The organism is Azospirillum brasilense, from assembly GCF_007827815.1.
In the GTDB taxonomy this organism is placed as follows: domain Bacteria; phylum Pseudomonadota; class Alphaproteobacteria; order Azospirillales; family Azospirillaceae; genus Azospirillum; species Azospirillum brasilense_C.
The window spans coordinates 334,475-360,051 of the sequence record NZ_VITH01000002.1; the positions used below are offsets into that span (position 1 = coordinate 334,475).

The window sequence follows — 25,577 nt, forward strand, 5'->3', positions numbered from 1 at the left end:
CGTACGGGCCGGACGAGATTACTCGGCCGCGACCGCCTGGACCTCGACCGCCTCGATGGCGACGTAGGTGCGCCCCTGGGCGCTGTGCTTGAAGGCCACCACGCCGTCCGCCTTGGCGAACAGGGTGTGGTCCTTGCCGATGCCGACGTTCTCACCGGGGTGGAACTTCGTGCCGCGCTGGCGGACGATGATGTTGCCGGCGACGACGTTCTCGCCACCGAAACGCTTCACGCCGAGGCGGCGGCCAGCGGAATCGCGGCCGTTGCGCGAAGAGCCGCCTGCTTTTTTATGGGCCATGGGGAGTTACTCCTGTGACTGGTCGGCGGCCGTTCAGGCGGCGCCGTTGATCCCGGTGATGCGCAGGACGGTCAGGTCCTGGCGGTGGCCGTTCTTACGGCGGTAGTTCTGGCGGCGCTTCTTCTTGAAGACGATGATCTTCGGACCGCGATCCTGGGCGACGATCTCGGCGGTCACAGCAGCGCCGGCAACCGTCGGGGTGCCAAGGGTGGTGCTGCCGCCGTCGCTGACCATCAGCACGTCGTTGAGCGTGATGGAAGCGCCGGCCTCGGCCTCGAGCTTCTCAACGCGGATCACGTCGCCATTGGCGACCTTGTACTGCTTGCCGCCGGTGCGGATCACTGCAAACATCGTCGTCACTGCCTATCTCAAAACAAACGGAAGGGCCGCTCGCCCACCGTTTGAGGTGCAAGCCCGTTCGTGAGAGCGGGGATTTAACCGATGGGCCACCGGGAGTCAACAGTCATGGTGGCATTTTCCCGTTCATTTTCCTGCAAACAAGGGCTTGCATCCCCCCAGGCTTTTGGGTAGGTTCCGCGCCACCCCGGAAACGGGGCAGCGGATGGGTGGCAGAGCGGTTGAATGCACCGCACTCGAAATGCGGCATACCCGCGAGGGTATCGGGAGTTCGAATCTCCCCCCATCCGCCACTCTCATTCGAGCGAACGCTCACAACGAAGAAGCCTTCCCGACCGGGAAGGCTTTTTTCGTTTCCGGCCTCGTGTGGTCCTCAGGCGTCCTTGAGCATCGCCAGCGCCGCCTCGAACAGCGCGCTGCCCGGTTCGGCGAGGCGGTCGACCACGCTGAAATGGTCGGCGCCCGGCTCCACGATCTCCCGCACCGCGTTGCCCTGCGCGGCCCAGGCCAGAGCGTAGTCGGCCTGCTGGCGGTGCATCGCGTCGGTCTCGAGGCCGCCCAGCGCCGGCATCAGCAGCGGGGCCGGGGCGGGAACGGCGTGGATCGGGCTCAGCCGCCGCGCCGAGTCGGCGTCGAGCCGCAACTGTTCGTTCACCTCGAAGCCGAGCATCGGTTCCAGGTCGTAGAGGCCACTGATCGGGATGCCGCCGGCCACGCGGTCGCGGTTCTCCGAGACGAGCTTGGCCGTCAGATGGCCGCCCGCCGAATGGCCGGAGACCACCACCCGCCGCGGATCGCCGCCGAAGCCGGCCGCGTTGGCGAACACCCAGTCCAGCCCGGCCTGGGCGTGGCCGCACAGTTCGTCCATCGTCACGTCCGGGCACAGGCCGTAGCCGAGCAGGACGACCGCCACCCCGCGCTCCACATAGGGTGCGGCGATGAAGGAATGCAGGTCCTTCGACAGCGCCCGCCAGTAGCCGCCGTGGATGAAGACCAGCACCGGGGCGCCGTCTCCGGCGGAGAAGACGTCGGCGCGCTGGCGCGGGTGCGGGCCGGTGGGGATGTCGTAGCGGCCGCCGAGCCGGGCGCGCACCGCCTCGCTCTCCGCCTGCCAGCGGGCGAAATAGGCCGGGTGCTCCGGCACCAGCTTGCGGAAATTGTACTGGCGGTCGATCTCGGCGGCGGTCATGCCGCCATACAGGGCTTCAGACGCCAAGATAGCGCTCCTTCAGGGTGGGATCGGCGAGCAGGGCGGCGGAGCTGCCGGACCACACCAGCCGTCCCTTCTCGATGACGTGATGGCGGTCGGCCAGGGCGGCGAGGGCGTGGACGTTCTTGTCCACCACCAGGATCGCCTGCCCCTCGTCCTTCAGGCGGGCGAGGCAGTCCCAGATCTCCTGCCGGACCAGCGGGGCCAGCCCCTCCGTCGCCTCGTCGAGGATCAGCAGCTTGGGGTTGGTCATCAGGGCGCGCCCGACGGCGAGCATCTGCTGCTCCCCGCCCGACAGGTTGCGGGCGAGGTTGCCGGCGCGCTCGGCCAGCCGGGGGAACAGGGCGTGGACCCGCTCCACCGTCCAGGGATCGGAGCGCCCGAAGCGGTTGGCGGCGGTGGCGATCAGGTTCTCGCGCACGGTCAGGGTGGGGAAGACCTGCCGCCCCTCCGGCACCAGGGCGATGCCGGCCCGCGCGATGCGGTGCGGCGGCCGGCCGGCGATTTCCGCGCCCTCGAAGGCGATGGAGCCGCCGCTCGGCGCCACGAGGCCCATGATCGCCTTGATGGTCGTGGTCTTGCCCATGCCGTTGCGGCCCATCAGGGTCACCGCCTCGCCGGCGTCGACGGACAGCTCCATGCCGAACAGCGCCTGGCTGGAGCCGTAGGCGGCGGTCAGGTTGGCGACGCGCAGCATCAGGCCACCTCCAGCTCGTCGCCGAGATAGGCCTCGCGCACCGCCGGGTCGTTGCGGATCTGCTCCGGGGGGCCGCTGGCGAGGTCCTTGCCGCGCACCAGAACGGTGATGCGGTCGGCCAGTGCGAAGACGGCGTCCATGTCGTGCTCCACCAGCAGGATCGTCACGCCGCCCTTCAACTCCTGCAGCAGTTCGACCATGCGGGCGGAGTCCTCCGGTCCCATGCCGGCCATCGGCTCGTCGAGCAGGAGCAGACGCGGCCCGGTCGCCAGAGCCATCGCCAGTTCGAGCTGCCGCTTCTCGCCATGGGCCAGCGCGTCGGCGCGGGTGTCGGCCCGCGCGCCCAGCCCGACCCGCTCCAGCACGGCGCGGGCGGGGTCGGCCAGCCGCCGGTCGCGCCCGGCGTCGCGCCAGAAGCGGAAGCTGTGCCCGGCGTGGGCCTGCACCGCCAGCGCCACGTTGTCGAGCGCGGTGAAGCTGGGGAAGATCGAGGTGATCTGGAAGCTGCGCGCCAGCCCGCGCTGCGCCCGCTTGTGCACGGGCAGACGGGTCACGTCGCGGCCGTCGAACAGGATGGTTCCGGAATCGGGGGTCAGCTCCCCCGACAGCTGGCCGATCAGGGTGGTCTTGCCGGCCCCGTTCGGGCCGATCAGGGCGTGCAGCTCCCCCTCCGCGACGGACAGCGAAAGGCCGTCGGTGGCGGCCAGACCGCCGAAGCGCTTGACCAGCGAGTCGGTGCTCAGCAGAGGGGCGCTCACGGGCGCCTCCCGGCGACGACGCCCCACAATCCCTTGCGGGCATACAGCACGAGAAGGATCAGCACCGGCCCCAGCACGATCTTCCAATGCTCGCCCAGCCCGGCGTGGGCGAGGTCCATCAGCTCCGGCACGAACTCCTCCAGCAGCAGGAGCGCGGCGGCGCCCAGCACCGGGCCGATCAGCGTGCCGATGCCGCCCAGCACGACCATCACGATCAGGTCGCCGGAGCGGCTCCAATGGAGATACTGCGGGCCGACGAACATGGTGGCGTTGGCGAGCAGCGCCCCGGCCAGCCCGGCCAGCGCCCCGGCGATGACGAAGGCGACCAGCTTGTAGCGGGTGACCGGGTAGCCGAGGGCGGCCATCCGCCGCTCGTTGTCCTTGGCGCCGCGGATCACCCGCCCGAAGCGGGAGTTGACCAGCCGCCAGCCCAGCGCCAGCGCCGCCACCAGAAGCCCCAGCACCACGTAGTAGAAGGTGGTGTGGTCGGCGATGTTCAGCGGGGCGGGCAGGGTGGAGCGGCTCCACAGCGCGATGCCGTCATCCCCGCCATAGGCCTTCAGCCCGGTCATCAGGTAGAAGAGCATCTGGGCGAAGGCCAGTGTGATCATGATGAAGGGCACGCCGGTGGTGCGCAGCGAAATCGCCCCCACCGGAAGCGCCGCCAATGCTCCGGCCAGCATGGCCAGCGGCCAGACGATCAGCCCGTTCACCGTGCCGGGAAGCCCGAACAGCGTCGATCCGTCCGACTGGTGGGCGAACAGGATGCCGACGGCGTAGCCGCCGATCCCGACGAAGGCGGCGTGGCCGAAGCTGACCATCCCGCCGAATCCCAGGATCAGGTCGAGGCTGACCGCCGCCAGCGCGAAGACCAGGATGCGCGTCGCCAGCCGCACGTAGAAGGGTTCCCCCATCCAGTCGGCGACGGTGGGCAGCGCCAGCGCGACGGCCAGCAGGATCAGCAGGGCGATGCGGGGGCGGGTGAGATGGGCGGTTCGGGGCGCGGTCGGGGGCATGGAGGGCCGGAACAGAGGGGCGGTCAACCAATTGGCGGGCCAATCGGCAAGCGAATCGGCAGGCCCGTCTTTTCGCACAGATGGGCGGGCTTGAACACAAAAGGTCGCGCCGGCCCGCTTAGCCCCGCCTCCTCATCCCCGCCTTCTCATCCCCGCCTTCTCATCCCCAGGGCGTCTCGGGATGGTGCCGCCGCCGCGACCGCTGGAGGAGCTGGCGTTCGGTGCAGCGCTTCATGTGCTCCGGCACCTCCGAGTCCTCACCAATGATGGGACCGCTCAGATAGGCGGCGCCCGCGGCCTCCGCCACCTCCAGCTCCACCGGGTTGCGCACGCCGTCGACGTAGGCGAACATGCCGAACTTGCGCGGCCCGGGGCAGAAGGTCTGGAGCCGCTCCAGGATGTGCGGCTCGTCCTCCCGGCCGTCCAGCCGCAGCCCGACCCCCTTGACGCCGGCGGTGGCGTAGACCGACAGGTCGCCCGCGTCCTCGTGCAGGATGGCCATGGCGGCGCGGGCGAAGGGGCGCAGCATCGCCACGATCTCGGCCAGCCGGCCATAGGGAACGCCGGCCGGCAGCCCGTCCAGTTCGAAGGCCAGGAAAGGCATCAGAACGCGCGGAATCATCCGGCAGGCCTGGATGTACTCCCGCCGCCGCCGGCTGGAGGCGAGCGTGCCGAAATGGACGGGGATGGTCTGGGCGTAGCGGAATTTGTTGGCGTACAGCTCGTTGTAGGTGCTGACCGCGAGGCTCAGCGTTTCCATGTCGAGGTCGAAGACGGCCTCCTCGCGCTCCGGGTCGAAGGCGTCCATCAGGTTCAGGTAGCGGGCGGTGTCGGCGTCGGTGCGGCAGCAGTAGGTCGACACCACCTTGTGCTTCACGTCGAAGACCGGGCGGAACAGCACCTTGGGCCGGCTCTGCGGTGTGATGGTGTCCGCCGGCATCTCGGGCCGGTGCGGGCGCCGCGCCTCCGCCGCTGGAATCGCCGCTGGAATCGCCGTTGAAACAGCCGCCGGAAAGACGGCGTCCGCCGGCGGGGGGGAGGCCGCCGCGGTGCCCTCCGGCTTGTGGACGGCGTCCTTGAGCAGGTCGGCCAGCCGGGCGGTGTCCAGCGCGACCCCACCGCCGACATCGACCACCGCGGTCTTGACGGTGATGCGCCGCGTGTCGGCGTGGCCCAGCAGCGCCTGATGCAGGCTTTCCATCACCTTGCTGCAGGTCAGCTGCGCCGACCTCCGGTCGGCCTGGGCGAAGACGATGATGTAATGGTTCTCACCGTAGCGGAACCAGACGTCGCGCGGCGACAGCACCTTCTTGAGCATGCGCTCGGTGTAGACGTGCACCCGCTCGTTCACGCTTCCCCAGCGGTCACCCAGCTCCTGGCGGATCTCGTCGAGGCCGATCAGATGGACGGACCCCGCCGTGACCGTCTGGCTGTGCGCCAGGATCTGCCGGGCGCGTTCCTTGAAGGATTCGTCGATCGATTGGGCGGGGGGCGAGGACGGCGTGGCCCCGTCATCCTGGCCCGCTATGGTGCCCTCCGGACCGGAGGATTGATGCATGAGCATGGCCGAGCTTCCCTTTCCGGTTGTTGGGGAGCGCGAACCCAACGGCAGGACAGCCGCCTGGACTGGGTACGGACGTCACTGGATCGACTTCGGGTTCAGGATGATCCTTTCGCACTTGCTAATGCGTTAACAGAAGCACTCTGTCGGTTCTTCTCGACGTCCTATGCGGAAAGACTCAGCTCTTTGCCGGATCCGACTCCGCCGAACCGCGCCGCGCTTTTACTCTGGCTCTCAAGAGCATCTGCCGCTCGGTGCAGCGCCGCATGTGCTTGGGAAGGTCGGAATCCTTGCCGACCACCGCTCCGCCGATATAGGCCGCCCCAGCCTCGATCGCGGCCTGGAACTGCTCGACGTTCCGGATGCCGTCCAGATAGGCGAACAGGCCGTGTTTGCGCGGGACGGGGCAAAAGGCGTTGATCTTGTCGATGCAGCGCTGATCGCCGTCCCGGAAGTCCATGGACAGCCCGACCCCCTTGACGCCGGCTCTGGCGTAGGCGCCGATGTCGGTGTTCTCCTCGCGCAGGATGACGATGGTGGCGCGCCCGAAGGGGCGCAGCAGGGTGACCAATTCGGCCAGCCGTCCGCTGGGAACGCCCTGCGGCAATCCATCCAGCTCGAAGGCCAGGAAGGGGACCAGATAGCTTGGAATCATCCGGCAGGACTGGAGATACTCCCGCCGCCGCCGTGCCGAGGCGAGGGTCTCGAAATGCACGGGAATGGTCTGGGCGTAGCGGAAATTGTTCTTGTACAGCTCATTGTAGGTGCAGACCGCGTGGCACAGGGCCTCCATGTCGTAATCGAAGATGGCCTCCTCCTGCAGGAAATCGGCCATGATGATCTGGTTGATGTTCCGGCAGGTCAGGAGGTCCGGGCGGCAGGTGTAGGTGGAAATCACCTTGTGCCGCACGTCGTAGACCGGGCGGAAGAGCACCTTGGGCCGCGGCGGCGGCTCATCGTTGCCGAGCGCGAAGGCGGACAGCGAGGGGCGCCGGCGCTCCTCGGCCTGCGGCTGGCCGGCCGGTGCTTTCGACTGGCTGGCGGCGTTGAGCAACTCGTCCAGCCGGGCGCTGCCGACCGCGATGCTGCCGTCAATCTCCACCAGCGCGGTCTTGACGATGATCTGGCTGGTGTCGCTGTGTCCCAGCAGCGCCTGATGCAGGGATTCCACGATCTTCCCGCAGATGAGCTGAGCCGCCTGCAGGTCGGCGTGGGCGAACACGATGATGAACTGGGAATCGCCGTGCCGGAACCACACGTCTTGGGCGGACAGCGTTTTTTCGAGCAGGCGGTCGGTGTAGGTGTGGACCCGCTCCTTCACCCGCTCCCAGCGGTTGCCGAGATGGTCCCGGATGTCGTCCAGCCCGATCAGATGCACCGCTCCGGCGGTGATGAGCCGGCCGCTGAAGAGGATTTCCTTGGCCCGCTCGCGGAAGGACGAATCGTTCAGATGGCAGGAGGCTTGGCAATCCGCCGCCTTGGCGGCGCCGTCGCAGTGACAAGGGGGGGCGATGCCGGTCCGGTCCGTGTGGTCGTCCTGGGCGCTGGGCGGCGGTTGGACTGCGTTCACGGCAATGTCTCCCTCGCAACCGGCGGAGGTCGCGGCGCCGGCTTCGTACCTGCTTTCTGAATGTTCGTTTTGCTAACAAGAGTGTTGCAAGGGGAATTTCCGAAGCGTTAACAGCCTGAGGTTTTTTCGACCGGACGCGGGATCGCCACCGGTTGGCCGCCGCCATTGACCAAGGGCGAGGACGGGATTATGCCGGGCCGGCCGGGGACGATGGGAAAGGGCTGGGACATGACGGCAAGGAACGCGGTGGTGCTGGTCAGCGGCGGGCTGGACTCAACGACGGTGCTGGCCATCGCGCGGGAGCAGGGATACCGGCTGAACGCGCTCAGCTTCCGCTACGGTCAGCGCCACGCGGTGGAGCTGGAGGCGGCCCGGCGCGTCGCCGCAGCCATGGCGGTGGACCGCCACGTCATCGCCGACATCGACCTGCGGGCCTTCGGCGGCTCCGCCCTGACCGACGCCATCGACGTGCCCAAGCACGCCAGCGCCGCGGATCTGGGGACGGGCATCCCGGTGACCTACGTCCCGGCGCGCAACACGGTGTTCCTGTCCTTCGCGCTGGCCTGGGCGGAGACGCTGGGAGCATCGGACATTTTCATCGGCGTGAACGCGCTGGATTACTCCGGTTACCCGGACTGCCGGCCCGAATACATCGCCGCCTTCGAGACCATGGCGAACCTCGCCACCAAGGCGGGGGTGGAGGGCACCAGCCGGTTCACGATCCACGCCCCGCTGATGACCCTCGACAAGGCGGGCATCATCCGCCGCGGGCTGGATCTGGGGGTGGATTACGGCCTGACCCACTCCTGCTACGACCCGGCGCCGGACGGCACCGCCTGCGGGTCCTGCGACAGCTGCCTGCTGCGGCTGAAAGGCTTCCAGGAGGCCGGGCTGGCCGACCCGGTGGCCTATGGCGGGGTGTGACGCCCGCCGTCAATGGGCGGGGAACAGCCCCTTGGGCTTGATCGCCAGGACCACCGCCATCAGCACGTAGATCGCCATGGAGGCCAGGGCCGCCCCGGCGGCGCTGGCGTTGGCGGCATCCATCACCAGCCGGAAGGCGGCGGGCAGCAGGGCGCGGCCCAGCGTGTCCACCATGCCGACCAGCAGGGCGCCGGCCAGCGCCCCGCGGATCGAGCCGATGCCGCCGATCACGATGACCACGAAGGTCAGGATCAGGATCTGCTCGCCCATGCCGACCTGAACGGCCAGCACCGGCCCGGCCATGGCGCCGGCCAGCCCGGCCAGCCCGCAGCCCAGCGCGAAGACCAGACCGAACAGCAGCCGGACGTCCACCCCCAGCGCCATCACCATCTCGCGGTTGGTGGCGCCGGCGCGGATCAGCATGCCGACCCGCGTGCGGGCGATCAGCAGCCACAGGAACACCGCCACCGCGAGCCCCACAGCCAGGATCGCCAGCCGGAAGGCCGGGTATTTCAGCCCGAACAGATCCACCGTCCCGGCCAGCGCCGCCGGCGGGTTGAGGAAGATGGGGACCGGACCGAAGACGATCTTCACCAGCTCGTTGAAGAACAGGATCAGCCCGAAGGTCGCCAGCACCTGATCCAGGTGGTCGCGGCGGTAGAGCGTGCGCAGCGCCACCGCCTCCACCACCAGCCCGAGCAGCGCCGTCAGCAGCACCGCCGCCGCCAGCGCCAGCGGGAAGCTGTCCAGGACCGGCACCAGCGCCGCCGTCAGGTAGGCGCCGACCATGTAGAAGGTGCCGTGGGCGAGGTTGATGAGGTCCATGATGCCGAAGACGAGCGTCAGCCCGGCGGCCATCAGGAACAGCATCACGCCGAGCTGAAGCCCGTTCAAACCCTGTTCGACGAGGAGGAGCGCGTCCATTCTCCGGCGTCCTGGCTGCGCCTCACTTCATCGGGCAGTCTTTGACGTAGGCGTCGGCGTGGTTGGTGAAGACCGTGGCGACCGTCTTGTTGGTCACCGCACCGTCGGCACCCTTCACGACCTCGCGCAGGTAGATGTTGTGGATCGGGTAGTGGTTGGTGTTGAAGGCCACCTCGCCGCGCAGGCTCTGCAGCTTGGCGGAGGCCAGGGCGGCGCGCAGCTTGTCCTTGTCCTTCAGGTTGCCGCCGACCGCCTTCACCGCCGTGTCGATCAGCAGCGCCGTGTCGTATCCCTGGGCGGCGTACATGGACGGGATGCGCCCGTACTTGGCCTTGAAGTCGGCGACGAACGTCTTGTTGGCGGCGTTGTCGAGGTCCGGGCTCCACTGCGCCGAGTTCTTGACGCCCAGCGCGGACTCGCCGACCGCCGACAGGATGTCCTGGTCGAAGGAGAAGCCGGGGCCGAACAGCGGAACGGCGCCCTTCAGCCCGGCCTGCTCATACTGCTTGATGAAGTTGATGCCCATGCCGCCGGGGTAGAAGACGTAAACGGCGTCCGGCGCCGCGGCCTTGAGCTGCGCCAGCTCCGCCGCGTAGTCGAGCTGCCCGACCTGGGTGTAGACCTCGCCCGCGACCGCGCCCTTGTAGTAGCGCTTGAAGCCGGCCAGACCGTCCTTGCCCGCCGGGTAGTTGGGGGCCATCAGATAGACCTTCTTGAAGCCCTCGTCCTGGACATGCTTGCCGACGGCCTCGTGGATCTGGTCGTTCTGGTAGGCGGCGTTGAAGAAATACGGGTTGCACTGCGCGCCCGCCAGCTGCGACGGACCGGCGTTCGGGCTGATGAAGAAGGTCTGCCCGCCGGCCAGCGTCGGCAGCATGGCCAGCGCGAGGTTCGACCAGACCACGCCGGTCACCACCTGCACGCGGTCGCGCTCGACCATGCGGTTGGCGAGGCCGACGGCGACGTCCGGCTTCTGCTGGTCGTCCGCCTCGATGACCTGGGTGTCCTGCCCGCCCAGCTTGCCGCCCGCATGCTCCACCGCCAGCGCGAAGCCGTCGCGGATGTCGATGCCCAGCCCCGCGCCGGGGCCGGACAGGGTGGTGATCATGCCGATCTTCAGCGTGTCCGCCGCCGCCGGGGTGGCGAGCAGGGCCAGCGCGGAGGCCAGCGTAAGCAGGTTGCGGGTCATGACGGTCCAGCCTCCAGGGATTTTATGATTGATTTATGGGCAGCGCAAAGTTCAGGCAGCCCGCATCCGTTCGTCCGCCCGCTCGTCCGCCCAGGCGCGCGCCGTGGACGGGCGCCCCTCGGTGTCGATCAGGCCGCGGGTGAAGAGTTCCTCGACGTGGCGGATGAAGAAGGCGGCGGTGCTCTCCCGCTCCCAATGCTCCATCCAGTTCTGCTCCAGGAAGGCGAGGATCGCCGGCTGGCCCAGCTCGGCCTCCCACAGCACGCCGAGCAGGGAGGTCTGCTGCTCCTCGTGCATGCAGTCCTCGAAGGTCAGCTTCTGCTGGCTGCGCGCCTCCTTGCGCAGCGTCGTCTCCGGCCCCGGCCCCAGGCCGAAGTCGTAGAGCGGACGGCGCTCGGGCGCGGCGACCAGCCAGTGGGCGACCTCATGAACGATGACCGTCGATTCCACGTCGGTGCGGATGACTTCGCCGTCCCACATGAAGGAGGCGTTCGGCGGCTCGTCCAGCGTGCCGATGCCGTGGGCGTGGGCCAGCCGCACCGCGTCGGCGCGCTGCTCCGGCGTGTCGACGCCGCCGGGCACCGGCCAGGTCGCGGCGATGCGCCGGAAGGCGGCGAGGGGCAGGGGCTTGCCGGCCAGCAGGCGCTCGAAGGTCGCCAGGGCCTCCGGCATCGTCTCGGCCGGGATCGGGGTCAGGATCATGATGGGAACAGCAGTCCGGGGTGCGCAATGACCCCTATTTGCCCAACAGGGCCGGGGCGGCGCAAGAAAAACCCCTCCTCCATCGCCATCGGACGGAGGAGGGGGCAAGAAAAGGCCGTCAGGCCGCCCGCATGTCGGTCAGGAAGCGCGAGACGAAGCCGCGCAGCCCCTCGGCCTCGCCGGTCAGCCCGTCGGCGGCGTCGAGCACCTGACGGGAGGCGTCGCCGGTGGCTTCCGCCGCCTGGGTCACCCCGGCGATGTTGCCCGACACCTCCTGCGTGCCGCGGGCGGCCTGCTGGACGTTGCGGCTGATCTCCTGGGTGGCCGCACCCTGCTCCTCGACCGCCGCGGCGATGGTGGTGGAGATGTGGCTGATCTCGCCGATCACGCGGCCGATCTCGGCGATGGCCCCGGCGGCCTCGCGGCTGACCTGCTGGATGCCGGCGATCTGGCCGGAAATGTCCTCGGTGGCCTTGGCGGTCTGGTTGGCGAGGCTTTTGACCTCCGACGCCACCACGGCGAAGCCCTTGCCGGCCTCGCCCGCCCGGGCGGCCTCGATGGTCGCGTTCAGCGCCAGCAGGTTGGTCTGGCTGGCGATGTCGTTGATGAGCTGGACCACCTCGCCGATGCGCTGGGCGGCGTCGACCAGCCCGCGCACGGTGGCGTCGGTCCGCTCGGCGGTGCTGACCGCCTGCCCGGCGATGCTGTTGCTCTGGGCGACCTGCCGGCTGATCTCCTGGATCGAGCTGGACAGCTCCTCCGCGGCGGCGGCGACGGTCTCCACGTTGGCGGTGGCCTGGGTGGAGGCGGCGGCGACGGCGCTGGCCTGCCGGGTGGTCTGCTCGGCGGTGGCCGACATGCCCTGGGCCGTGCTGTTGAGCTGGGTGGCGGCGGAGGAGACGCGGGACAGCACCTCCATCACCATGCGGTCGAACTCGCGGGTCAGGGAGTCGATGCGCTCCGACCGCTCGCGGCGGGTCGCATGCTCGGCGGCCTGCTCGGCGGCCATGCGGTCGGCCTGGATGAGGCTGTGCTTGAACACCTCGACGGCCTTGGCCATGCCGCCGATCTCGTCGCCGCGGTCGAGGCCGGGCACGTCCACCCGTCGGTCGCCGCCGGCCAGACGGGTCATGGTGTCGGTCATCGAGACGATGGGCCGCGACAGGCCGCGCCCGATCAGCAGGGCGGAGATCAGCCCGAGCAGCACGGCGACCGCGGCGGCGGCGGTGGTCACGGTGCGGGCCCGGTCGATGTTCTCCGTGGCGGTGGTGCCGAGCGCCGCCTGCTGGCGGGCGCTGGCGTCGCGCAGCTGTTCGACCCGCGCGTTGACGGTCGGGCCGAGCGTCTCCAGCACCTGCGCGACCAGCTCGTCCCGCTTGGTGGTGGCGACGACCGCCTTCTCGAACTGGGTGGCGAAGACGCGCTGGTAGGCCAGGAAGGACGAGGCGCCGCGGCGGCGCTCCAGCTCGGTCAGCTTGGCGAGCATCGCGTTGCCGCGCTCGCGGGCGTTCTGCAGCTCCTTGCGGAAGCTGTCGGCGCTGTCCGGCGAGCCGTCGGTCAGGAAGCGGTTGACGGCGTTGCGGGCGGCCAGGAAATGGCGGGACGCCATGCCCGCCTGATAGGCGGCCTCGGTGTCGCCGTCGGCGTAGGCGCTGTCCATGACGCCGCTCAGCGCCTTTTCCATCTTGGCGCCGAGGTCCACCAGCTCCGCCGACGCCTCGTTGCGGGTCGCCTGGAACTCCATGATGCGGGTGAAGGCCTCGCGGTACTGGCCCAGCTCGTTGTCCATCTGGATCACCGTGCGGTTCAGCGCCGGCTCGGTGAACAGGGTCTTGGCCTCGTCGATCCGCCCGTCCAGGTCGGCGGCCAGCGAGTCCACCGTGTGGGAGGCCTCCTCGCTGCCGGTCAGCAGGAAGGTCTTGGCCTGGAGCTGGACCTCCAGCATCGTCGCCTGGATGCGCCCGACCTCGGTGGTCTGGCGGGCCAGCGTCTGATAGGTCGCGAAGCCGTGCTTGGCGTCCATCAGGGCGTAGGCCCCGATGCCGCCGACGGCGACCAGGAAGAGGAGGACCCCGGCGTTCGCCGCCGTGATCTTGGTGCCGACCCGAAGATGGTTGAACAGGCTCATGATCGGGAAAACTCCGGATGAGGCTGATTGGTTTAGACATCAAACATGACAGTGCCCGCTTACCAATTCATTAAGTGTGCCAACTGCTTTCCCGTCTCCGAAAACGGGCATGCCAATCCTTCGCGCACCCTTGGGGATGTCCTTATCCTTCCGGGCTCTGGCGGTTTCGCGGGACCTTGGAATATTTGTCGGGACCGTGGCGTTAGCCCACCAGCGACGGACCGTTCCGGCGCCGGTTCCAGCGGTGTGCTGGTCACGGCTTAGGCCGTGGATGGTCACAATAGAGGCGTTTTGCTCATCCACATGTATCGTGCTATATGCCAAAGGGCGAAGCGCCCCGCCGGGGACGCCTGCCTGGACCCCTCCGACCCGGCTCGTGATCATCTGACCCAACGGCCGGCCATGTCCCTGACCGACGCGCCCCCTCTGGCGGCTTCCGCCAACACCGCTGCCCCCTCCGCCCCAGCCCCCGGTGATGCCGCTTCCCCGCCGAAGCCGTCGCGCTCCGCCCGCACCAAGCGGGGCCGGCTGTCGGTGGTGATCCCCTTCTACAACGAAGGCCCCAACGTCGCGGCGCTGTTCGAGCGGCTGGTGCCCGTGCTCGACCGGCTCGACGCCGAGTGGGAGGTGGTGTGCGTCAACGACGGCAGCCGCGACGACACGCTCGACCGCCTGCTGGACGTCCACGACGCCGACCCGCGGGTCAAGGTGGTCGACCTGTCGCGCAACTTCGGCAAGGAACTGGCCCTGTCGGCCGGGCTGCGCCACACCACTGGCGACGCCGTGGTGCCGATGGACGCCGACCTGCAGCACCCGCCGGAGCTGCTGCCCCAGTTCCTCGCCAAATGGCGCGAGGGCTACGACGTCGTCGTCGCCGTGCGCCACGCGCGGGTCGGGCAGAGCCTGAAGCACCGGGCGTTTGCCCGCGCCTTCTACTGGATCTTCGACAACCTGTCGGAGGTCAAGCTGCCGCGCGAGGTCGGCGACTTCCGGCTGATGGACCGGCGGGTGGTCGACGTCATCAACCGCATGCCGGAACGCACGCGCTTCATGAAGGGCATCTTCGCCTGGGTCGGCTTCCGTCAGGCCAGCATCCCCTACCAGCAGGGGGAGCGCGCCGGCGGCGACACCAAATGGGGCTTCCTGAAGCTGCTCAGCCTGTCCTTCGACGGGCTGACCGCCTTCTCCACCTTCCCGCTGCGGGTGTGGAGCCTGGTGGGCATGGCGATCTCCGGCTTCGCCTTCGTCTACATCCTGCTGCGCCTACTGCGCACCCTGATCTACGGCATCGACGTGCCCGGCTATGAATCGCTGCTGGCCGCGGTGCTGTTCATGGGCGGCATCCAGCTCGTCACGCTGGGGGTCATCGGCGACTATCTCGGCCGGGTGTTCAACGAGGTGAAGGGGCGTCCCCTCTACATCGTCCGTTCCGCGCACGGCTTCGAGGACGAAGCCGCGGCCCCAGCGGCCAACCCGGGGGCCAATGCAGGTGCTTGGCGCCGACCCGGAAGCGAGGACCGCCCTTCATGAGCCTGATGCCTCCGATCGGCCTGAATCCCCTCGGGGCGACGCCCCCGGCGGGCGCCCTGTCGCAGCGCCGCGCCGGCGCCTTGTGGGACGACATGGCGCGCGCTCTTCTGCTCTGCCTGATCATCCTCGCCGCGCTGACCTTCCGGAACTACGGGATCAGCACCGACGAGGAGGTGCAGCACATCTACGGCAAGAAGCTGCTGTCCTTCTACCTGTCCGGCTTCACCGACCGGTCGGCCTTCCATTTCAAGGACCTGTACCTGTATGGCGGGCTGTTCGATCTGGTGACCGCGCTGGTGGTCCCGATCTCGCCGTTCGAGGAGTACGAGACGCGTCATCTGCTCTGCGCGCTGGTCGGGGTGGTGGGCATCGCCGGCTGCTGGCGCTACGCCCGGCTGCTGGCCGGGCCGCGGGCGGGCTTCCTGGCGGCGGCGCTGCTGGCGCTGTCCGGCGTCTATTACGGCGCCATGTTCAACAACACCAAGGACGTGCCCTTCGCCGCGGGCATGGTGTGGACGCTCTATTTCGCCACCCGCATCATCGGCCAGATGCCGTCCCCGCGCCAAAGCGCCGTGCTGAAGTTCGGGCTGGCGCTGGGCCTGACCCTGGCGATCCGGGTGGGCGGGGTGCTGGCCGGCTTCTACCTCGCGGTGGCGCTGGCGCTCTATGTGGTGCTGGTGGCGTGGCAGGGCGGGCTGCGGCCGGCGCTGGGCGTCGTCCGGCGGGCGGTGCCGCCGCTGCTGCCGGCCATTCCGCTGGCCTACGCGGTGATGGCCCTGTTCTGGCCCTGGGCGGTGCAGAAGCCGCTGAACCCGCTGGAGGCGCTGCGCGTCGTCTCGCACTTTCCCATCGACATCCAGACACTGTTCATGGGGCAGATGGTCAGCTCCGCCGCCCCGCCGGCGCTCTATCTGCCGGTCTATCTGGGGGTGAAGCTGCCGGAGGCGGTGCTGCTCGGCACCCTGGCCGCGGTGGCGCTGGCCGCCCTGTGGGTGGTGCGCGGCGGCTGGCGCAGCGTGGACGGCGCCTTCGGCGCGGTGCGCTGGGTGCCGCTGGCGCTGGCGGCCTTCCTGCCGGTGCTCCTGTTCATGCTGATGCGGCCGTCCGTCTACAACGGCATCCGCCATTTCCTGTTCGTGGCGCCGCCGATGGCGGTGCTGGCCGGCATCGCCTTCGACCGGCTGTGGAGCGGGGCCGAGGCGTTGGGCCGGCGTACAGGGCAGGCGTACGGGGCGGCGGCCATCGCGGTGGCCGTGCTGTACGCGTGGCAGCTCGGCGCCATGCACCCGAACCAGTACGTCTATTACAACCAGTTCGCCGGCGGGCTGAAGGGCGCCGAGGGCCGGTTCGAGCTGGACTACTGGGGCAACTCCCAGCACGAGGCGCTGGCCGAGCTGGTCGCCCTGGTCGAGCGCGAGAACGGTGGCAAGGCGCCGCCGCGCCAGTACACCCTGTCGGTCTGCGGCAACACCCTGGCCGTCCGCTTCGAGCTGCCGCCCTGGCTGAAGCTGGTCAACGGCACCGGCCTGGATTGGCGCAAGGCCGATTTCTTCATGGCCTTCACCCAGGTCAAGCAGTGCCCCAGCCTGCTGGGCGGCCAGCCGATCATCGAGATCGCCGCCGACGACGTGCCGCTGACCATCGTCAAGGACCGCCGCCCGCCGCTGGCGGAAATTCCCACCGAGTAGAAATTGGCCGAGTAGAAATTGGCCGAGACGAAAGTGGCCAGGTAAATTTCGGCCGGGTGGGCTGGACCTCACCGGTCTAACCCGCCCGGCATGGCCTGCTCCGTTGGCGTGATGTCCGTCCGCGGGCGTACCGGCGGGCGCGAGCACGTCCCACTCTTCCTTCAGCGCGCCCATTCCGCGCGCCGATGACGGAGGGTGGGGATGCGGGGGCCGGTGCTCGGTGTCGTGTCGTTTCTTGCGCTCACCGTCTGGGCGACGGCGCCGGCCCCGGCGGACGCGGTGCCCCCGGACCGTCTTCGCGAGGCGGTGACGGCGTTGGCCGATCGCCGTCTCGAGGAGGCGGGGGCGGGCAGCATCGTCGTCGGGGTGATCCGCGACGGGCGCAGCCTCGTCGTCGGGCGCGGCGACAGCGGGCGGCCCGACGGCGGTCCGCCGGACGGCCGCACCCTGTTCCAGATCGCCTCGCTGACCAAGCCCTTTACCGGCACCATCCTGGCGGAGCTGATCCGCGCCGGACGTGTCGCCCCGACCGACCCGCTGGCCCGCCATCTGCCCAAGCCGGTCCATGCCCCGGACTTTGACGGCACGCCGATCCGCCTGCTCGACCTCGCCACCCACACCGCAGGGCTGCCCAACGTGCCGGAGACCCCGCGCTTCTCGTGGAGCCGGCTGGAGGACCCGCGCAACCCCTACAAGCCGCTGACGCGGGAGGAGGTGGGGGCGTGGCTGTCCGGTTTCAGCCTGACGGTGCCGCCGGGCACGCGCTTCCGCTACTCCAACGTCGGCATGGCGGTGCTGGGCGAGGCGCTGTCCACCGCCTCCGGCATTCCCTACGAGACGTTGCTGAAGCGGGTGGTCACCGACCGCTTCGGCATGACCGACACCACCCTGGCGCCCACGGCCGGGCAACGCGCCCGCAAGGCGGTGGGCCACGCCCGCGGGCAGGTGGTTCCCGATTGGGAGGCGCCGGCCATGCAGCCCTCCTTCGGGCTCTACTCGACCGCCGACGACCTGCTGCGCTGGCTGCGCGCCAACATGGGCGACTGCAGCGGCCTGGGGAAGGCCGCCTGCGACGGCGAGACCGCCGCGACGCTGGCGCTCGCCCAGTCGGTGCAGGTGGACGGGCGGGCGTTGCGCGATCCGGGCGCGCTGGGGCAGGGGGCGATGGCGCTCGGCTGGTTCGTCGCCTGGGCGGCGGATGGAACGCCGATCCTCTGGCATTCCGGGTCCACCGGCGGCTTCAACGCCTACATCGCCTTTTCACGCGCCCATCGCTGGGCCGCGGTGGCGTTGACCAACAGCGATCCCGAGCGAGTCACCGCCGACCGGGTGGTGGGCGACCTGATCTGGCAGCTGGAAAGGGCGGCGGAGCGCCGCTGACACGGATTGCGGGCCGCGGTCAGTGCAGCAGGCCGCCGTGCGGGGGACGGTCGGGCGGCGTCAGGATCTGCGAGGCCGGCTCGGCGACCGGTCCGGCCTGGTGGTGGGCCAGCCGCCATTCGCCGTCCTCGCGCGCGAACAGGTTGGTCGCGGCCAGGACGGTGTCTCCCACCATCTCCTCGCAGAGGACGACCGCGGTGTCGCCGTACAGGCTGACGCGCTCGTTGCGGGACTGCACCGCCGGGCCGCGGGGGGCGCGCAGCACGTCCTGCCAACTCGACACCACCGCCTCCCGGCCGAACAGGATGGTCCAGCCGGGATGAATGCAGGACACGGGCAGGCGGGAGGCCCACAGCCGGTCCATGGCGGGAAAGTCACGCCCGGTGAAGGCCTGATAGAAAGCCCGGTTCGCGGCCAGCACGGCGTTGCGGTCGGTCGTGGGGCGGTCGGTCATGGGGAAGCGAATCTCCGAAACAGCAAAAGCCGCTTCTATACAGGGAGCCGGCTCGACGGCAAGCGCCGGCCCCCGTTATCACAGATCGCACCCCTTTCGCGGGCGCCCTTTCGGGGAGAACGGCCCGCCCCTCCTCACGCCTTGATGTCGACCTTCTGGGCCGTGTCCGCGGCGGCGGCGCCCTTGGCCGCGCTGCCGCCGCCATCCGTCAGGCCGGCGATGGGCTGTGACAGGTCCAGGTTCAGGTGCATCACGCCGTCGGCGCTCTTGGTCGGCGTCAGGGCGCCGAGGCCGTTCATCCCGCCCTTCGCGGCCATGCCGTTCAACTTCTCCAGGACGCCCTTGATCTCATCGTCGCTGAAGCCGTTGGCGCGGACGATCATGCCGGTGGCCTTGCCGGACACCTTGGTGGTGGCGGCGGAGAACATGGCGCTGCCCGAGCCGTCCGCGTTCAGCGTGGCGGCCAGCCCGAGGTCCTCGCGGGTGAAGTCCAGGGTGGACTTGGCGAAGGAGATGCGGACCGACTTGTCGCCGTCCTGGATGGTCAGTTCCATGCCCCGGGACTCGATCGACCACTGGGACCGGGCTTCCTCCATGCTCATGCCCATCTGGCTGAAATCCATGGACTTCAGCTTGTCCTTCATGGCGCTGCCGAAATCGCCGACGGCGCCCTTCACGTCGTCGTCCGACATGCCGAGCCCGCCGAGCAGGCTGCCGAGGTCGCCGGCCATGTTGTCGATGGCCTTCTCGAACAGGCCGGAGAGACCCTTGGACTGCTCCAGCGCCTTCTGCATGATCTGCTCGGCCTGCTTGGCCCGGTCGGCCATCGCCTGGGCGCCGGTCTTGCCGCCGGCGGCCGCGTCGCCCGCCGCACCGGCGTTGGCGCCGTCGGCCCCCGCCGCCGGCTTCTTGCCCGACAGGTTGTCGAGCAGGTTCTCCATCGACTGGCTGATCGTGTAGGCCGGGCTGGCGCTCTTCGCGGGCGTCGCGGCGTCGGCGGTGGTGGCGGCGGCCTTGGCGCCGTCCGCGGCCTTGCTCTCGGTTGCCTTCTTGGCGTTGTTCGCCTGTTGCAGGACCGTACTGGTCGTCCCTGTCGGTCCGGACATTTCCGAGTAATACATCGCCGCCTCCCGCGCGTGATCGTTTCGCCGTAAGGGTATGATCGTACCGGAGTCCTTTACCACAGGTTAATTCGTCGCAGGGCTCCTGCAACGCCCGGTCGAAACTCTTCGGTTTCGAAGGATTTTATCAGTTTTTGCTTGCGGAGTCCTCCATGGGCGCGAGGGGCTGGGTGGCGGGACCGTTCAGAACCGTCCCGTCCACCGCGAAGCGGGAGCCGTGGCAGGGGCAGTCCCAGCTCCGCTCGCCGGGATTCCAGCGCACCACGCATTTCAGATGGGGGCAGATGGCCGAGCGGCGGTGCAGCGTCCCCGCCTCGTCGCGGAAGACGGCGACGGGCCAGACCCCCGATTTCAGAACCGCGCCCTGGCCGGGTTGGATGCGGTCCTCCCCCTCCAGCTCCGGCCCCTGGACGTAGGTCAGGAAGTGGCGGGCCACGTCCAGGTTCTCCCGCAGATAGGTGCCGAGCTTGTTGGTCATCTTGCGGCCGGGATCGTACAGCGCGGCCCATGGGCTGCCGCTTCCATGGATCAGCTCGCACAGGACCAGCCCGGCGATCGTGCCGTGGGTCATGCCCATGCCGCTGTCGCCGGTCGCGACGAAGACCCGCCCGCCATAGGCCGGGTCCGGGCCGATGAAGGCCAGCCCGTCGAAGGGCTCCATCACCTGCCCGGACCAGCGGTGCTCGACCGCCCCGGCCTGGGGGAAATGCGCACGCGTCCAGGCCTCCAGCGCGGCCCAGCGCTCGGCCATGTCGCGGGCCTCGCCGGTCTTGTGGTCCTCGCCGCCGACGATCAGCCGGTCGTGGTCGGCCTCCGGCTGGAGCCGCGCATAGTGATAGGTGTCGAGCGTGTCCCAATACAGGGCGTCGGGCACGCTGCCCTTCGGCACGCGGACGGAAATCGCGTAGGTGCGGTAGGGCGCCTGCTTGGAATGGATGGCGAAGCGGTCGCTGATCGGGGAGTTGGTGGCGACGACCACCGCGTCGGCCTCGACCAGCGCATGGTCCGGACCGGCCTCGACGCGCACGCGCTCCCCCTCCTGCCGGATCATGGAGACATGGGCCCCGGTGGACAGCGCGCCGCCGCGCGCCAGGAAGGCGCGGGCCAGCCCGGCCAGATAATCCAGCGCGTGGACGCGCGCCTGCCGGGGGAAGCGCAGGCAGGGGCCGGGATGCCGGATCGGCGGGGCGTCCAGCCGCTCGACATCGTCCAGCCCGGCGCGGCGGGCGGCGTCGCGCTCGCGCTCCAGCCCGGCGGAGTCCTGCCCCGGCGCCAGCATCAGGTAGCCGTCGAGCCGGGCGAAGCCGCAGTCGATGTTCTCCTCGCGGGCGATCCGCTCGATGGTGTCGATGGCGGCGCCGTGGCTGTCCGCCGCCATGCGGGCGCCGGATTCGCTGTGCAGCCGTTCGATCTCGGTGAAGCGATCGTCGATGACGTTGGAAAGATGCGCCGTGGTGCGCCCGGTCTCGCCGCCGCCCGGCGGCCCGTCGTCCAGCAGCAGCACCGACTTGCCGGAGCGCTGGAGCAGATAGGCCGTCGTCACCCCGGCGATGCCCGCCCCGACGACGATCACATCGGGTTGCAGGGCGCCCAGCCCCGCGGCGGTGGGGGCGACCGTCCCGGCGGGCATCGCCGCCCCGCCGCGGTCCATCCAGACGGAGGTCGTGGCACCGGAACCCTGCCCGGACTGTTGCATGACCGGATCTCCTTCCGTTGGCGTCCTGTCCTTCCGGCAACACAGCGTGCGGTGGCGCGGTTCCGCTGCGGCCGTGCGCCGCTTCCGCACCCGGCCTCCGGCTGTTACGGTGTCGCCGATCCGCTGCTTCACCGGACGACGCCGCCATGACCGACCGTTTTTCCATTGCGCTGGCCCAGATCAACCCGACCGTCGGCGCCATCACCGCCAACATCGACCGCATCCGCAACGCGCGGGCGGAGGCCGCCGCGCGCGGCGCCGACCTGATGGTCTGCCCGGAACTGGCGGTGACCGGTTACCCGCCGGAAGATCTGGTGCTGAAGCCCTTCTTCCTGGACGTGGTGGAGCGGGCGGTGCGTGAACTCGCCGCCGAGACGGCGGACGGCGGCCCGGCTTTGCTGGTCGGCGCGCCCTGGCGCGACGGCGACAAACGCCACAACGCCGCCCTGCTGCTCGACGGCGGGCGGATCGCGGCGACCCGCTTCAAGGTGGACTTGCCGAACTACGGCGTCTTCGACGAGAAGCGCCTCTTCGCCCCCGGCCCGTTGCCCGGCCCGATCAACGTCCGCGGCCTGCGGCTGGGCGTTCCGATCTGCGAGGACATGTGGTCCGCCGATGTGATCGAGACTCTGGCGGAGAGCGGGGCGGAGATCCTGGTGGTCCCCAACGGCAGCCCGTTCGAGCTGGGCAAGCACGACCAGCGCGTGCAGCTGGCCGTCCGGCGGGTCACCGAGTCCGGCCTGCCGCTGCTCTACGTGAATCAGGTGGGCGGGCAGGACGAGCTGGTCTTCGACGGCGCCAGCTTCGCGCTGGGCGCCGATTGCCGGCTGGTCGCGCAGGCCCCCGCCTTCGCCGAGCATCTGCTGGTCACCCGCTGGGAACGCGGCGAGGACGATGTGTGGAGCTGCGCCGACACGGAGTGCGTCGCCCCGCCCGACGAGCTGGAATCGGTCTACGCGGCGCTGGTGCTGGCCTTGCGCGACTATGTGGCCAAGAACCGTTTCCCCGGCGTGATCCTCGGCCTGTCGGGCGGCATCGACTCGGCGCTGGCGGCGGCCATCGCGGTGGACGCGCTGGGCGCCGGGCGGGTGCATGGGGTGATGATGCCGTCGCCCCACACCGCGCCGGAGAGCCAGGAGGACGCCGCGGAGTCGGCGGAGCTGCTGGGTTGCCGGCTCGACACCGTTTCCATCCTGCCGGCGATGGAGGCGTTCGAGCGCATGCTGCGGCCGGCCTTCGCCGGGCGCGACCCGGACGTGACCGAGGAGAACATCCAGGCGCGGGCCCGCGGCGTCACGCTGATGACGCTGTCGAACAAGTTCGGCCCGATGGTGCTGTCCACCGGCAACAAGTCGGAGATGTCGGTCGGCTACGCCACGCTCTACGGCGATCTGTGCGGCGGCTTCGCCGTCCTGAAGGACGTCTACAAGACCACGGTCTACGCGCTGGCGCGCTGGCGCAACGCGCAGATGCCGGAGGGCGCGCTCGGCCCGGCGGGCCGCGTCGTGCCGGAGCGGGTGCTGGTCAAGGCCCCGACCGCCGAGCTGAGCCCCGGCCAGACCGACCAGGACACGCTGCCGCCTTACGAGGCGCTGGACGACATCCTGCGCTGCCTGATCGAGGAGGACCTGGGCGTCGCGGACATCATCGCCCGCGGTCACGCGCCGGAGGTGGTCAACGCGGTCTGGGGCATGCTGCATGCGGCCGAGTACAAGCGCCGTCAGGCGCCTCCCGGCCCGAAGATCACCCGGCGTCCGTTCGGCCGCGAGCGCCGCTACCCGATCACCAACGGGTTCGGCAGCCTTCTGTGAGGGGGGGCTCTTCCTACTCCCCGCCGGTCTTGCGCGCCAGGAAGCCCTGCGCCGGGTTGTAGCCGTAGACCGCGCCGCCCAGGAACAGGGCCAGCGCCAGCGCCGTCCAGCCCAGCGCCGGCAGGTTCACGTCCAGATACAGCGCGAAGCGGATCAGCTCGACCGCCTGGCTGAACGGGTTGACGGTGCACAGGAAGTGCAGAAGCTCCCCGGCCTCCTGCATCTTCCACAGCGGGTAGAGCGCGGTGGACAGGAAGAAGGTCGGGAAGATGACGAAGTTCATCACGCCCGCGAAGTTCTCCAATTGGCGGATGGCCGAGGACAGCAGCATCCCCAGCGCCCCCAGCATCAGCCCGCTGACCACCAGCGCCGGCAGCACCGTGAGATAGCCGAGCGGCGGCGCCTGCACCCCGTAGACCCAGGCGACGGCGAGGAAGGCGTAGACCTGGAGGATCGACACCGCCGTCCCGGCCAGCAGCTTCGCCGTCAGCAGGAACCAGCGGGGCAGGGGGCTGACCAGCAGCATCCGCATGCTGCCCATCTCGCGGTCGTAGACCATCGACAGCGAGCTTTGCATCCCGTTGAACAGCTGAACCATCCCGGCGAGGCCGGGGACGATGTAGACCTCGTAGGGGATGTAGGTCTCGTAGGGCGGGGTGATGGCGATGCCCAGCGCCGCGCGGAAGCCCGCCGCGAAGACGAACAGCCAGAGCAGCGGGCGGACCAGGGCCGACAGGAAGCGCTCCCGCTGGTGGACGAAGCGCAGCACCTCGCGCCCGACGATCCCGCCGAGAGCGCGCGCGTAATGGGCAAAAGCGGTCACGCCGCCTCCTTCGCGGTCAGCCGGGTGAAGCTCTCGGTCAGCGTGTCTGCCCCGGTCGCCCGGTTCACCTCCGTCACCGGCCCGGCGGCGCGGACCTGCCCCCGGTGGATCACCACCACGCGGTCGCCCTCGCCGATCTCGTCGATCAGGTGGGTGGCCCAGAGCACGGCGATGCCGTGCTCCCGGCACAGCGCGTGGACATGCTCGACGATGGCGCGCCGCGCCGGGACGTCCAGCCCGACGGTCGGCTCGTCCAGCACCAGCAGGGCCGGCTCGTGCAGCAGGGCGCGGGCCAACTCCACCCGACGGCGGTGGCCGCCGTTCAGCGCCCGCACCGTCTCGCCGATGCGCTCCGCCATGCCCAGCCGCTCCAGCGACTCCCGCGCGCGGGCCTCGGCGGTGCGGCGGGGGATGCCGTGCAGGGCGGCGAAATAGAGCAGGTTCTGCCGCACCGTCAGGTCGAGGTCGAGCGTGGGCTGCTGGAACACCACCCCCATGCGGCCGAGCGCCCGGGCCGGCTCCCGCCGCAGGTCGATGCCGCCGATGCGGATGGTGCCGCCCGGCGATTCGAACAAGCGGGTGACCAGGGCGAACAGCGTCGTCTTGCCCGCCCCGTTGGGGCCGAGCAGGGCGGTGAAGGACCCCGCCCCGACCGCCAGCGACACGTCCTTCAGCGCGAAGGTTCCGCGCCCGTAGGCGTAGCTCAGCCCTTCGATCGACAGCGCCGGTTCCGCCATGCCCTTACCCCTTCGACCGCTCAGCCCTTCACCGCGACGCCCCAGGGGTAGCGGCCGACCTTGATCGACTTGACGACCTTCAGGCTGTCCACGTCGATTACCGACACGTCGCCCGACACGCCGTTGGTGGCGTAGAGCCGCTTCTGGTCGGGCGACAGGTCGAGCTGCCAGACGCGGCGGCCGACCAGCAGATACTCCTTCACCGCGAAGGTCTGGGCGTCCACCACCGCCACATGGTTGGCCGGGCCGAGCGCCACGAAGGCGTAGCGCCCGTCGTCGGTCAGCTTGATGCCCACGGGCTGGATGCGGTCCTGGGGCACGCCCTTGATCTTGAAGCGGATGGTCTGCGCCACCTTGCGGCTGGCCGTGTCGATCACCGACAGGGTGCCGCCGATCTCCGCCGACACCCACAGGCGGCTGCCGTCCTTGCTGAACTGGGCGTAGCGCGGGCGGGCGTCGACCAGCGTGTTGTCGACGACAGCGCGCTTCTCGGTGTCGATCCAATGGACCATGTTCGTCGTCTCCGACGTGTTCACCGCCCATTTGCCGTCGGGGCTGACCGCCATGCCTTCCGGCTCCACCCCGACATCCACCTGATAGGCGACCTTGCGGCTGGGCACGTCGACGATGGTGACGACGTTGCTCTCCTCGTTGGCGATGAACAGGTGCTTGCCGTCGGGGTGCAGGGCGAACAGCTCCGGGTCCTCGCCCGAGGGCAGGTTGTGCAGGATCTTCTTGGTCGCGAGGTCCATCACCTGCACCGTGTCGTCGTCGCTGGCGCAGATGTAGAGATGCTTGCCGTCCGCGCTCAGCGTGATGCCGCGGGGGCGCCGCCCGACCTTCACCGTCTCCGTCACCGTCAGGGTCGCGCCGTCGATGATGGACAGGGTGTTGTCCTTCTCGTTCGAGACATAGACGGTCTCCGCCAAGGCAGGAACGGCGCAGCCGGCCAGCAGCGCGGCGAGGAGAAGGGAGCGGGCGGTGGTCATCGGGGCGGCGTCCTC

23 protein-coding genes and 1 tRNA gene are annotated in these 25,577 nt (G+C 69.7%); 6 read left to right on the forward strand and 18 right to left on the reverse strand.

Annotation, left to right across the window (positions count from 1 at the left end):
• Positions 1 to 18 precede the first annotated feature (18 nt).
• Both rpmA and rplU read right to left on the reverse strand, forming a co-directional pair.
• On the reverse strand, positions 19 to 297 hold the full coding sequence (gene rpmA, locus FBZ83_RS05505; protein WP_014239458.1) for a 50S ribosomal protein L27: 279 nt from the start codon (positions 295 to 297) through the stop codon (positions 19 to 21).
• A 33-nt stretch (positions 298 to 330) separates the two neighbouring features.
• On the reverse strand, positions 331 to 648 hold the full coding sequence (rplU, locus tag FBZ83_RS05510; protein ID WP_014239459.1) for a 50S ribosomal protein L21: 318 nt from the start codon (positions 646 to 648) through the stop codon (positions 331 to 333).
• Positions 649 to 857: 209 nt separating this feature from the next.
• Here rplU and FBZ83_RS05515 point away from each other — a divergent pair.
• Positions 858 to 947, forward strand: a tRNA-Ser gene (locus FBZ83_RS05515).
• An 80-nt stretch (positions 948 to 1,027) separates the two neighbouring features.
• Here FBZ83_RS05515 and FBZ83_RS05520 read toward each other — a convergent pair.
• The 6 genes from FBZ83_RS05520 to FBZ83_RS05545 form a co-directional block, all read right to left on the reverse strand.
• Complete coding sequence (locus FBZ83_RS05520) at positions 1,028 to 1,870, reverse strand: alpha/beta hydrolase (RefSeq protein ID WP_145681429.1); 843 nt, start codon at positions 1,868 to 1,870, stop codon at positions 1,028 to 1,030.
• The gene (locus FBZ83_RS05525; protein ID WP_145681430.1) at positions 1,860 to 2,561 is read right to left on the reverse strand and encodes an ABC transporter ATP-binding protein; all 702 of its coding nucleotides are present in this window, start codon (positions 2,559 to 2,561) and stop codon (positions 1,860 to 1,862) included. Before FBZ83_RS05525 ends, FBZ83_RS05520 begins: the two co-directional genes overlap by 11 nt.
• Positions 2,561 to 3,319 (reverse strand): ABC transporter ATP-binding protein, encoded by a 759-nt coding sequence (locus FBZ83_RS05530; protein WP_145681431.1) that lies wholly within the window; start codon positions 3,317 to 3,319, stop codon positions 2,561 to 2,563. Before FBZ83_RS05530 ends, FBZ83_RS05525 begins: the two co-directional genes overlap by 1 nt.
• Complete coding sequence (locus tag FBZ83_RS05535) at positions 3,316 to 4,335, reverse strand: branched-chain amino acid ABC transporter permease (RefSeq protein WP_145681432.1); 1,020 nt, start codon at positions 4,333 to 4,335, stop codon at positions 3,316 to 3,318. The genes FBZ83_RS05530 and FBZ83_RS05535 overlap by 4 nt, the downstream gene beginning before the upstream one ends.
• A 160-nt stretch (positions 4,336 to 4,495) precedes the next feature.
• On the reverse strand, positions 4,496 to 5,899 hold the full coding sequence (locus FBZ83_RS05540) for a hypothetical protein (RefSeq protein WP_145681433.1): 1,404 nt from the start codon (positions 5,897 to 5,899) through the stop codon (positions 4,496 to 4,498).
• A gap of 175 nt (positions 5,900 to 6,074) precedes the next feature.
• Positions 6,075 to 7,466 (reverse strand): hypothetical protein, encoded by a 1,392-nt coding sequence (locus tag FBZ83_RS05545; protein WP_145681434.1) that lies wholly within the window; start codon positions 7,464 to 7,466, stop codon positions 6,075 to 6,077.
• A gap of 228 nt (positions 7,467 to 7,694) precedes the next feature.
• On the opposite strand from FBZ83_RS05545, the gene queC reads away from it, so the two are divergent.
• Positions 7,695 to 8,390 carry a 7-cyano-7-deazaguanine synthase QueC gene (queC, locus tag FBZ83_RS05550; protein ID WP_145681435.1) on the forward strand — a complete coding sequence of 232 codons (696 nt, stop codon included), beginning with the start codon at positions 7,695 to 7,697 and terminating at the stop codon, positions 8,388 to 8,390.
• A 9-nt stretch (positions 8,391 to 8,399) separates the two neighbouring features.
• On the opposite strand, the gene FBZ83_RS05555 is transcribed toward queC, so the two are convergent.
• The 4 genes from FBZ83_RS05555 to FBZ83_RS32280 form a co-directional block, all read right to left on the reverse strand.
• Positions 8,400 to 9,314: a branched-chain amino acid ABC transporter permease gene (locus tag FBZ83_RS05555; protein ID WP_059398911.1), complete on the reverse strand. Its 915-nt coding sequence runs from the start codon at positions 9,312 to 9,314 to the stop codon at positions 8,400 to 8,402.
• 22 nt (positions 9,315 to 9,336) lie between these two features.
• Positions 9,337 to 10,503, reverse strand: a complete 1,167-nt coding sequence (locus FBZ83_RS05560) for an ABC transporter substrate-binding protein (RefSeq protein ID WP_145681436.1) — start codon at positions 10,501 to 10,503, stop codon at positions 9,337 to 9,339.
• 51 nt (positions 10,504 to 10,554) lie between these two features.
• The gene (locus tag FBZ83_RS05565; RefSeq protein ID WP_145681437.1) at positions 10,555 to 11,205 is read right to left on the reverse strand and encodes an elongation factor P hydroxylase; all 651 of its coding nucleotides are present in this window, start codon (positions 11,203 to 11,205) and stop codon (positions 10,555 to 10,557) included.
• Between the two features lie 118 nt (positions 11,206 to 11,323).
• Positions 11,324 to 13,333 carry a methyl-accepting chemotaxis protein gene (locus tag FBZ83_RS32280; protein ID WP_145681438.1) on the reverse strand — a complete coding sequence of 670 codons (2,010 nt, stop codon included), beginning with the start codon at positions 13,331 to 13,333 and terminating at the stop codon, positions 11,324 to 11,326.
• Between the two features lie 402 nt (positions 13,334 to 13,735).
• On the opposite strand from FBZ83_RS32280, the gene FBZ83_RS05575 reads away from it, so the two are divergent.
• From FBZ83_RS05575 to FBZ83_RS05585, 3 genes are all read left to right on the forward strand, one after another.
• A complete protein-coding gene (locus FBZ83_RS05575) occupies positions 13,736 to 14,863 on the forward strand; it encodes a glycosyltransferase family 2 protein (protein WP_145681439.1) in 1,128 nt (375 codons plus the stop codon).
• Positions 14,860 to 16,551 (forward strand): glycosyltransferase family 39 protein, encoded by a 1,692-nt coding sequence (locus tag FBZ83_RS05580; protein WP_145681440.1) that lies wholly within the window; start codon positions 14,860 to 14,862, stop codon positions 16,549 to 16,551. The genes FBZ83_RS05575 and FBZ83_RS05580 overlap by 4 nt, the downstream gene beginning before the upstream one ends.
• Before the next feature lie 225 nt (positions 16,552 to 16,776).
• Positions 16,777 to 17,931 carry a serine hydrolase domain-containing protein gene (locus tag FBZ83_RS05585; protein ID WP_247888156.1) on the forward strand — a complete coding sequence of 385 codons (1,155 nt, stop codon included), beginning with the start codon at positions 16,777 to 16,779 and terminating at the stop codon, positions 17,929 to 17,931.
• A 19-nt stretch (positions 17,932 to 17,950) separates the two neighbouring features.
• Here FBZ83_RS05585 and FBZ83_RS05590 read toward each other — a convergent pair whose 3' ends face one another.
• The 3 genes from FBZ83_RS05590 to FBZ83_RS05600 all read right to left on the reverse strand — a co-directional run bounded on the left by FBZ83_RS05590 (position 17,951) and on the right by FBZ83_RS05600 (position 21,202).
• Entirely contained in the window at positions 17,951 to 18,385 is a 435-nt protein-coding gene (locus tag FBZ83_RS05590) for a nuclear transport factor 2 family protein (protein ID WP_145681442.1), read from the reverse strand.
• A gap of 134 nt (positions 18,386 to 18,519) precedes the next feature.
• Positions 18,520 to 19,506 (reverse strand): hypothetical protein, encoded by a 987-nt coding sequence (locus FBZ83_RS05595; protein ID WP_145681443.1) that lies wholly within the window; start codon positions 19,504 to 19,506, stop codon positions 18,520 to 18,522.
• Between the two features lie 127 nt (positions 19,507 to 19,633).
• Positions 19,634 to 21,202 carry an FAD-dependent oxidoreductase gene (locus FBZ83_RS05600; RefSeq protein WP_145681444.1) on the reverse strand — a complete coding sequence of 523 codons (1,569 nt, stop codon included), beginning with the start codon at positions 21,200 to 21,202 and terminating at the stop codon, positions 19,634 to 19,636.
• 146 nt (positions 21,203 to 21,348) lie between these two features.
• Here FBZ83_RS05600 and FBZ83_RS05605 point away from each other — a divergent pair, with 146 nt between their 5' ends.
• Entirely contained in the window at positions 21,349 to 23,013 is a 1,665-nt protein-coding gene (locus FBZ83_RS05605) for an NAD+ synthase (RefSeq protein WP_145681445.1), read from the forward strand.
• Between the two features lie 13 nt (positions 23,014 to 23,026).
• On the opposite strand, the gene FBZ83_RS05610 is transcribed toward FBZ83_RS05605, so the two are convergent.
• From FBZ83_RS05610 to FBZ83_RS05620, 3 genes are read right to left on the reverse strand one after another with little or no spacing between them, the layout of a single operon-like run.
• A complete protein-coding gene (locus FBZ83_RS05610) occupies positions 23,027 to 23,836 on the reverse strand; it encodes an ABC transporter permease (protein WP_145681446.1) in 810 nt (269 codons plus the stop codon).
• Positions 23,833 to 24,573, reverse strand: coding sequence for an ABC transporter ATP-binding protein (locus FBZ83_RS05615; protein ID WP_145681447.1), 741 nt, complete (start codon positions 24,571 to 24,573; stop codon positions 23,833 to 23,835). The genes FBZ83_RS05610 and FBZ83_RS05615 overlap by 4 nt, the downstream gene beginning before the upstream one ends.
• A 20-nt stretch (positions 24,574 to 24,593) precedes the next feature.
• Positions 24,594 to 25,562 (reverse strand): YVTN family beta-propeller repeat protein, encoded by a 969-nt coding sequence (locus FBZ83_RS05620; RefSeq protein WP_145681448.1) that lies wholly within the window; start codon positions 25,560 to 25,562, stop codon positions 24,594 to 24,596.
• Positions 25,563 to 25,577 lie beyond the last annotated feature (15 nt).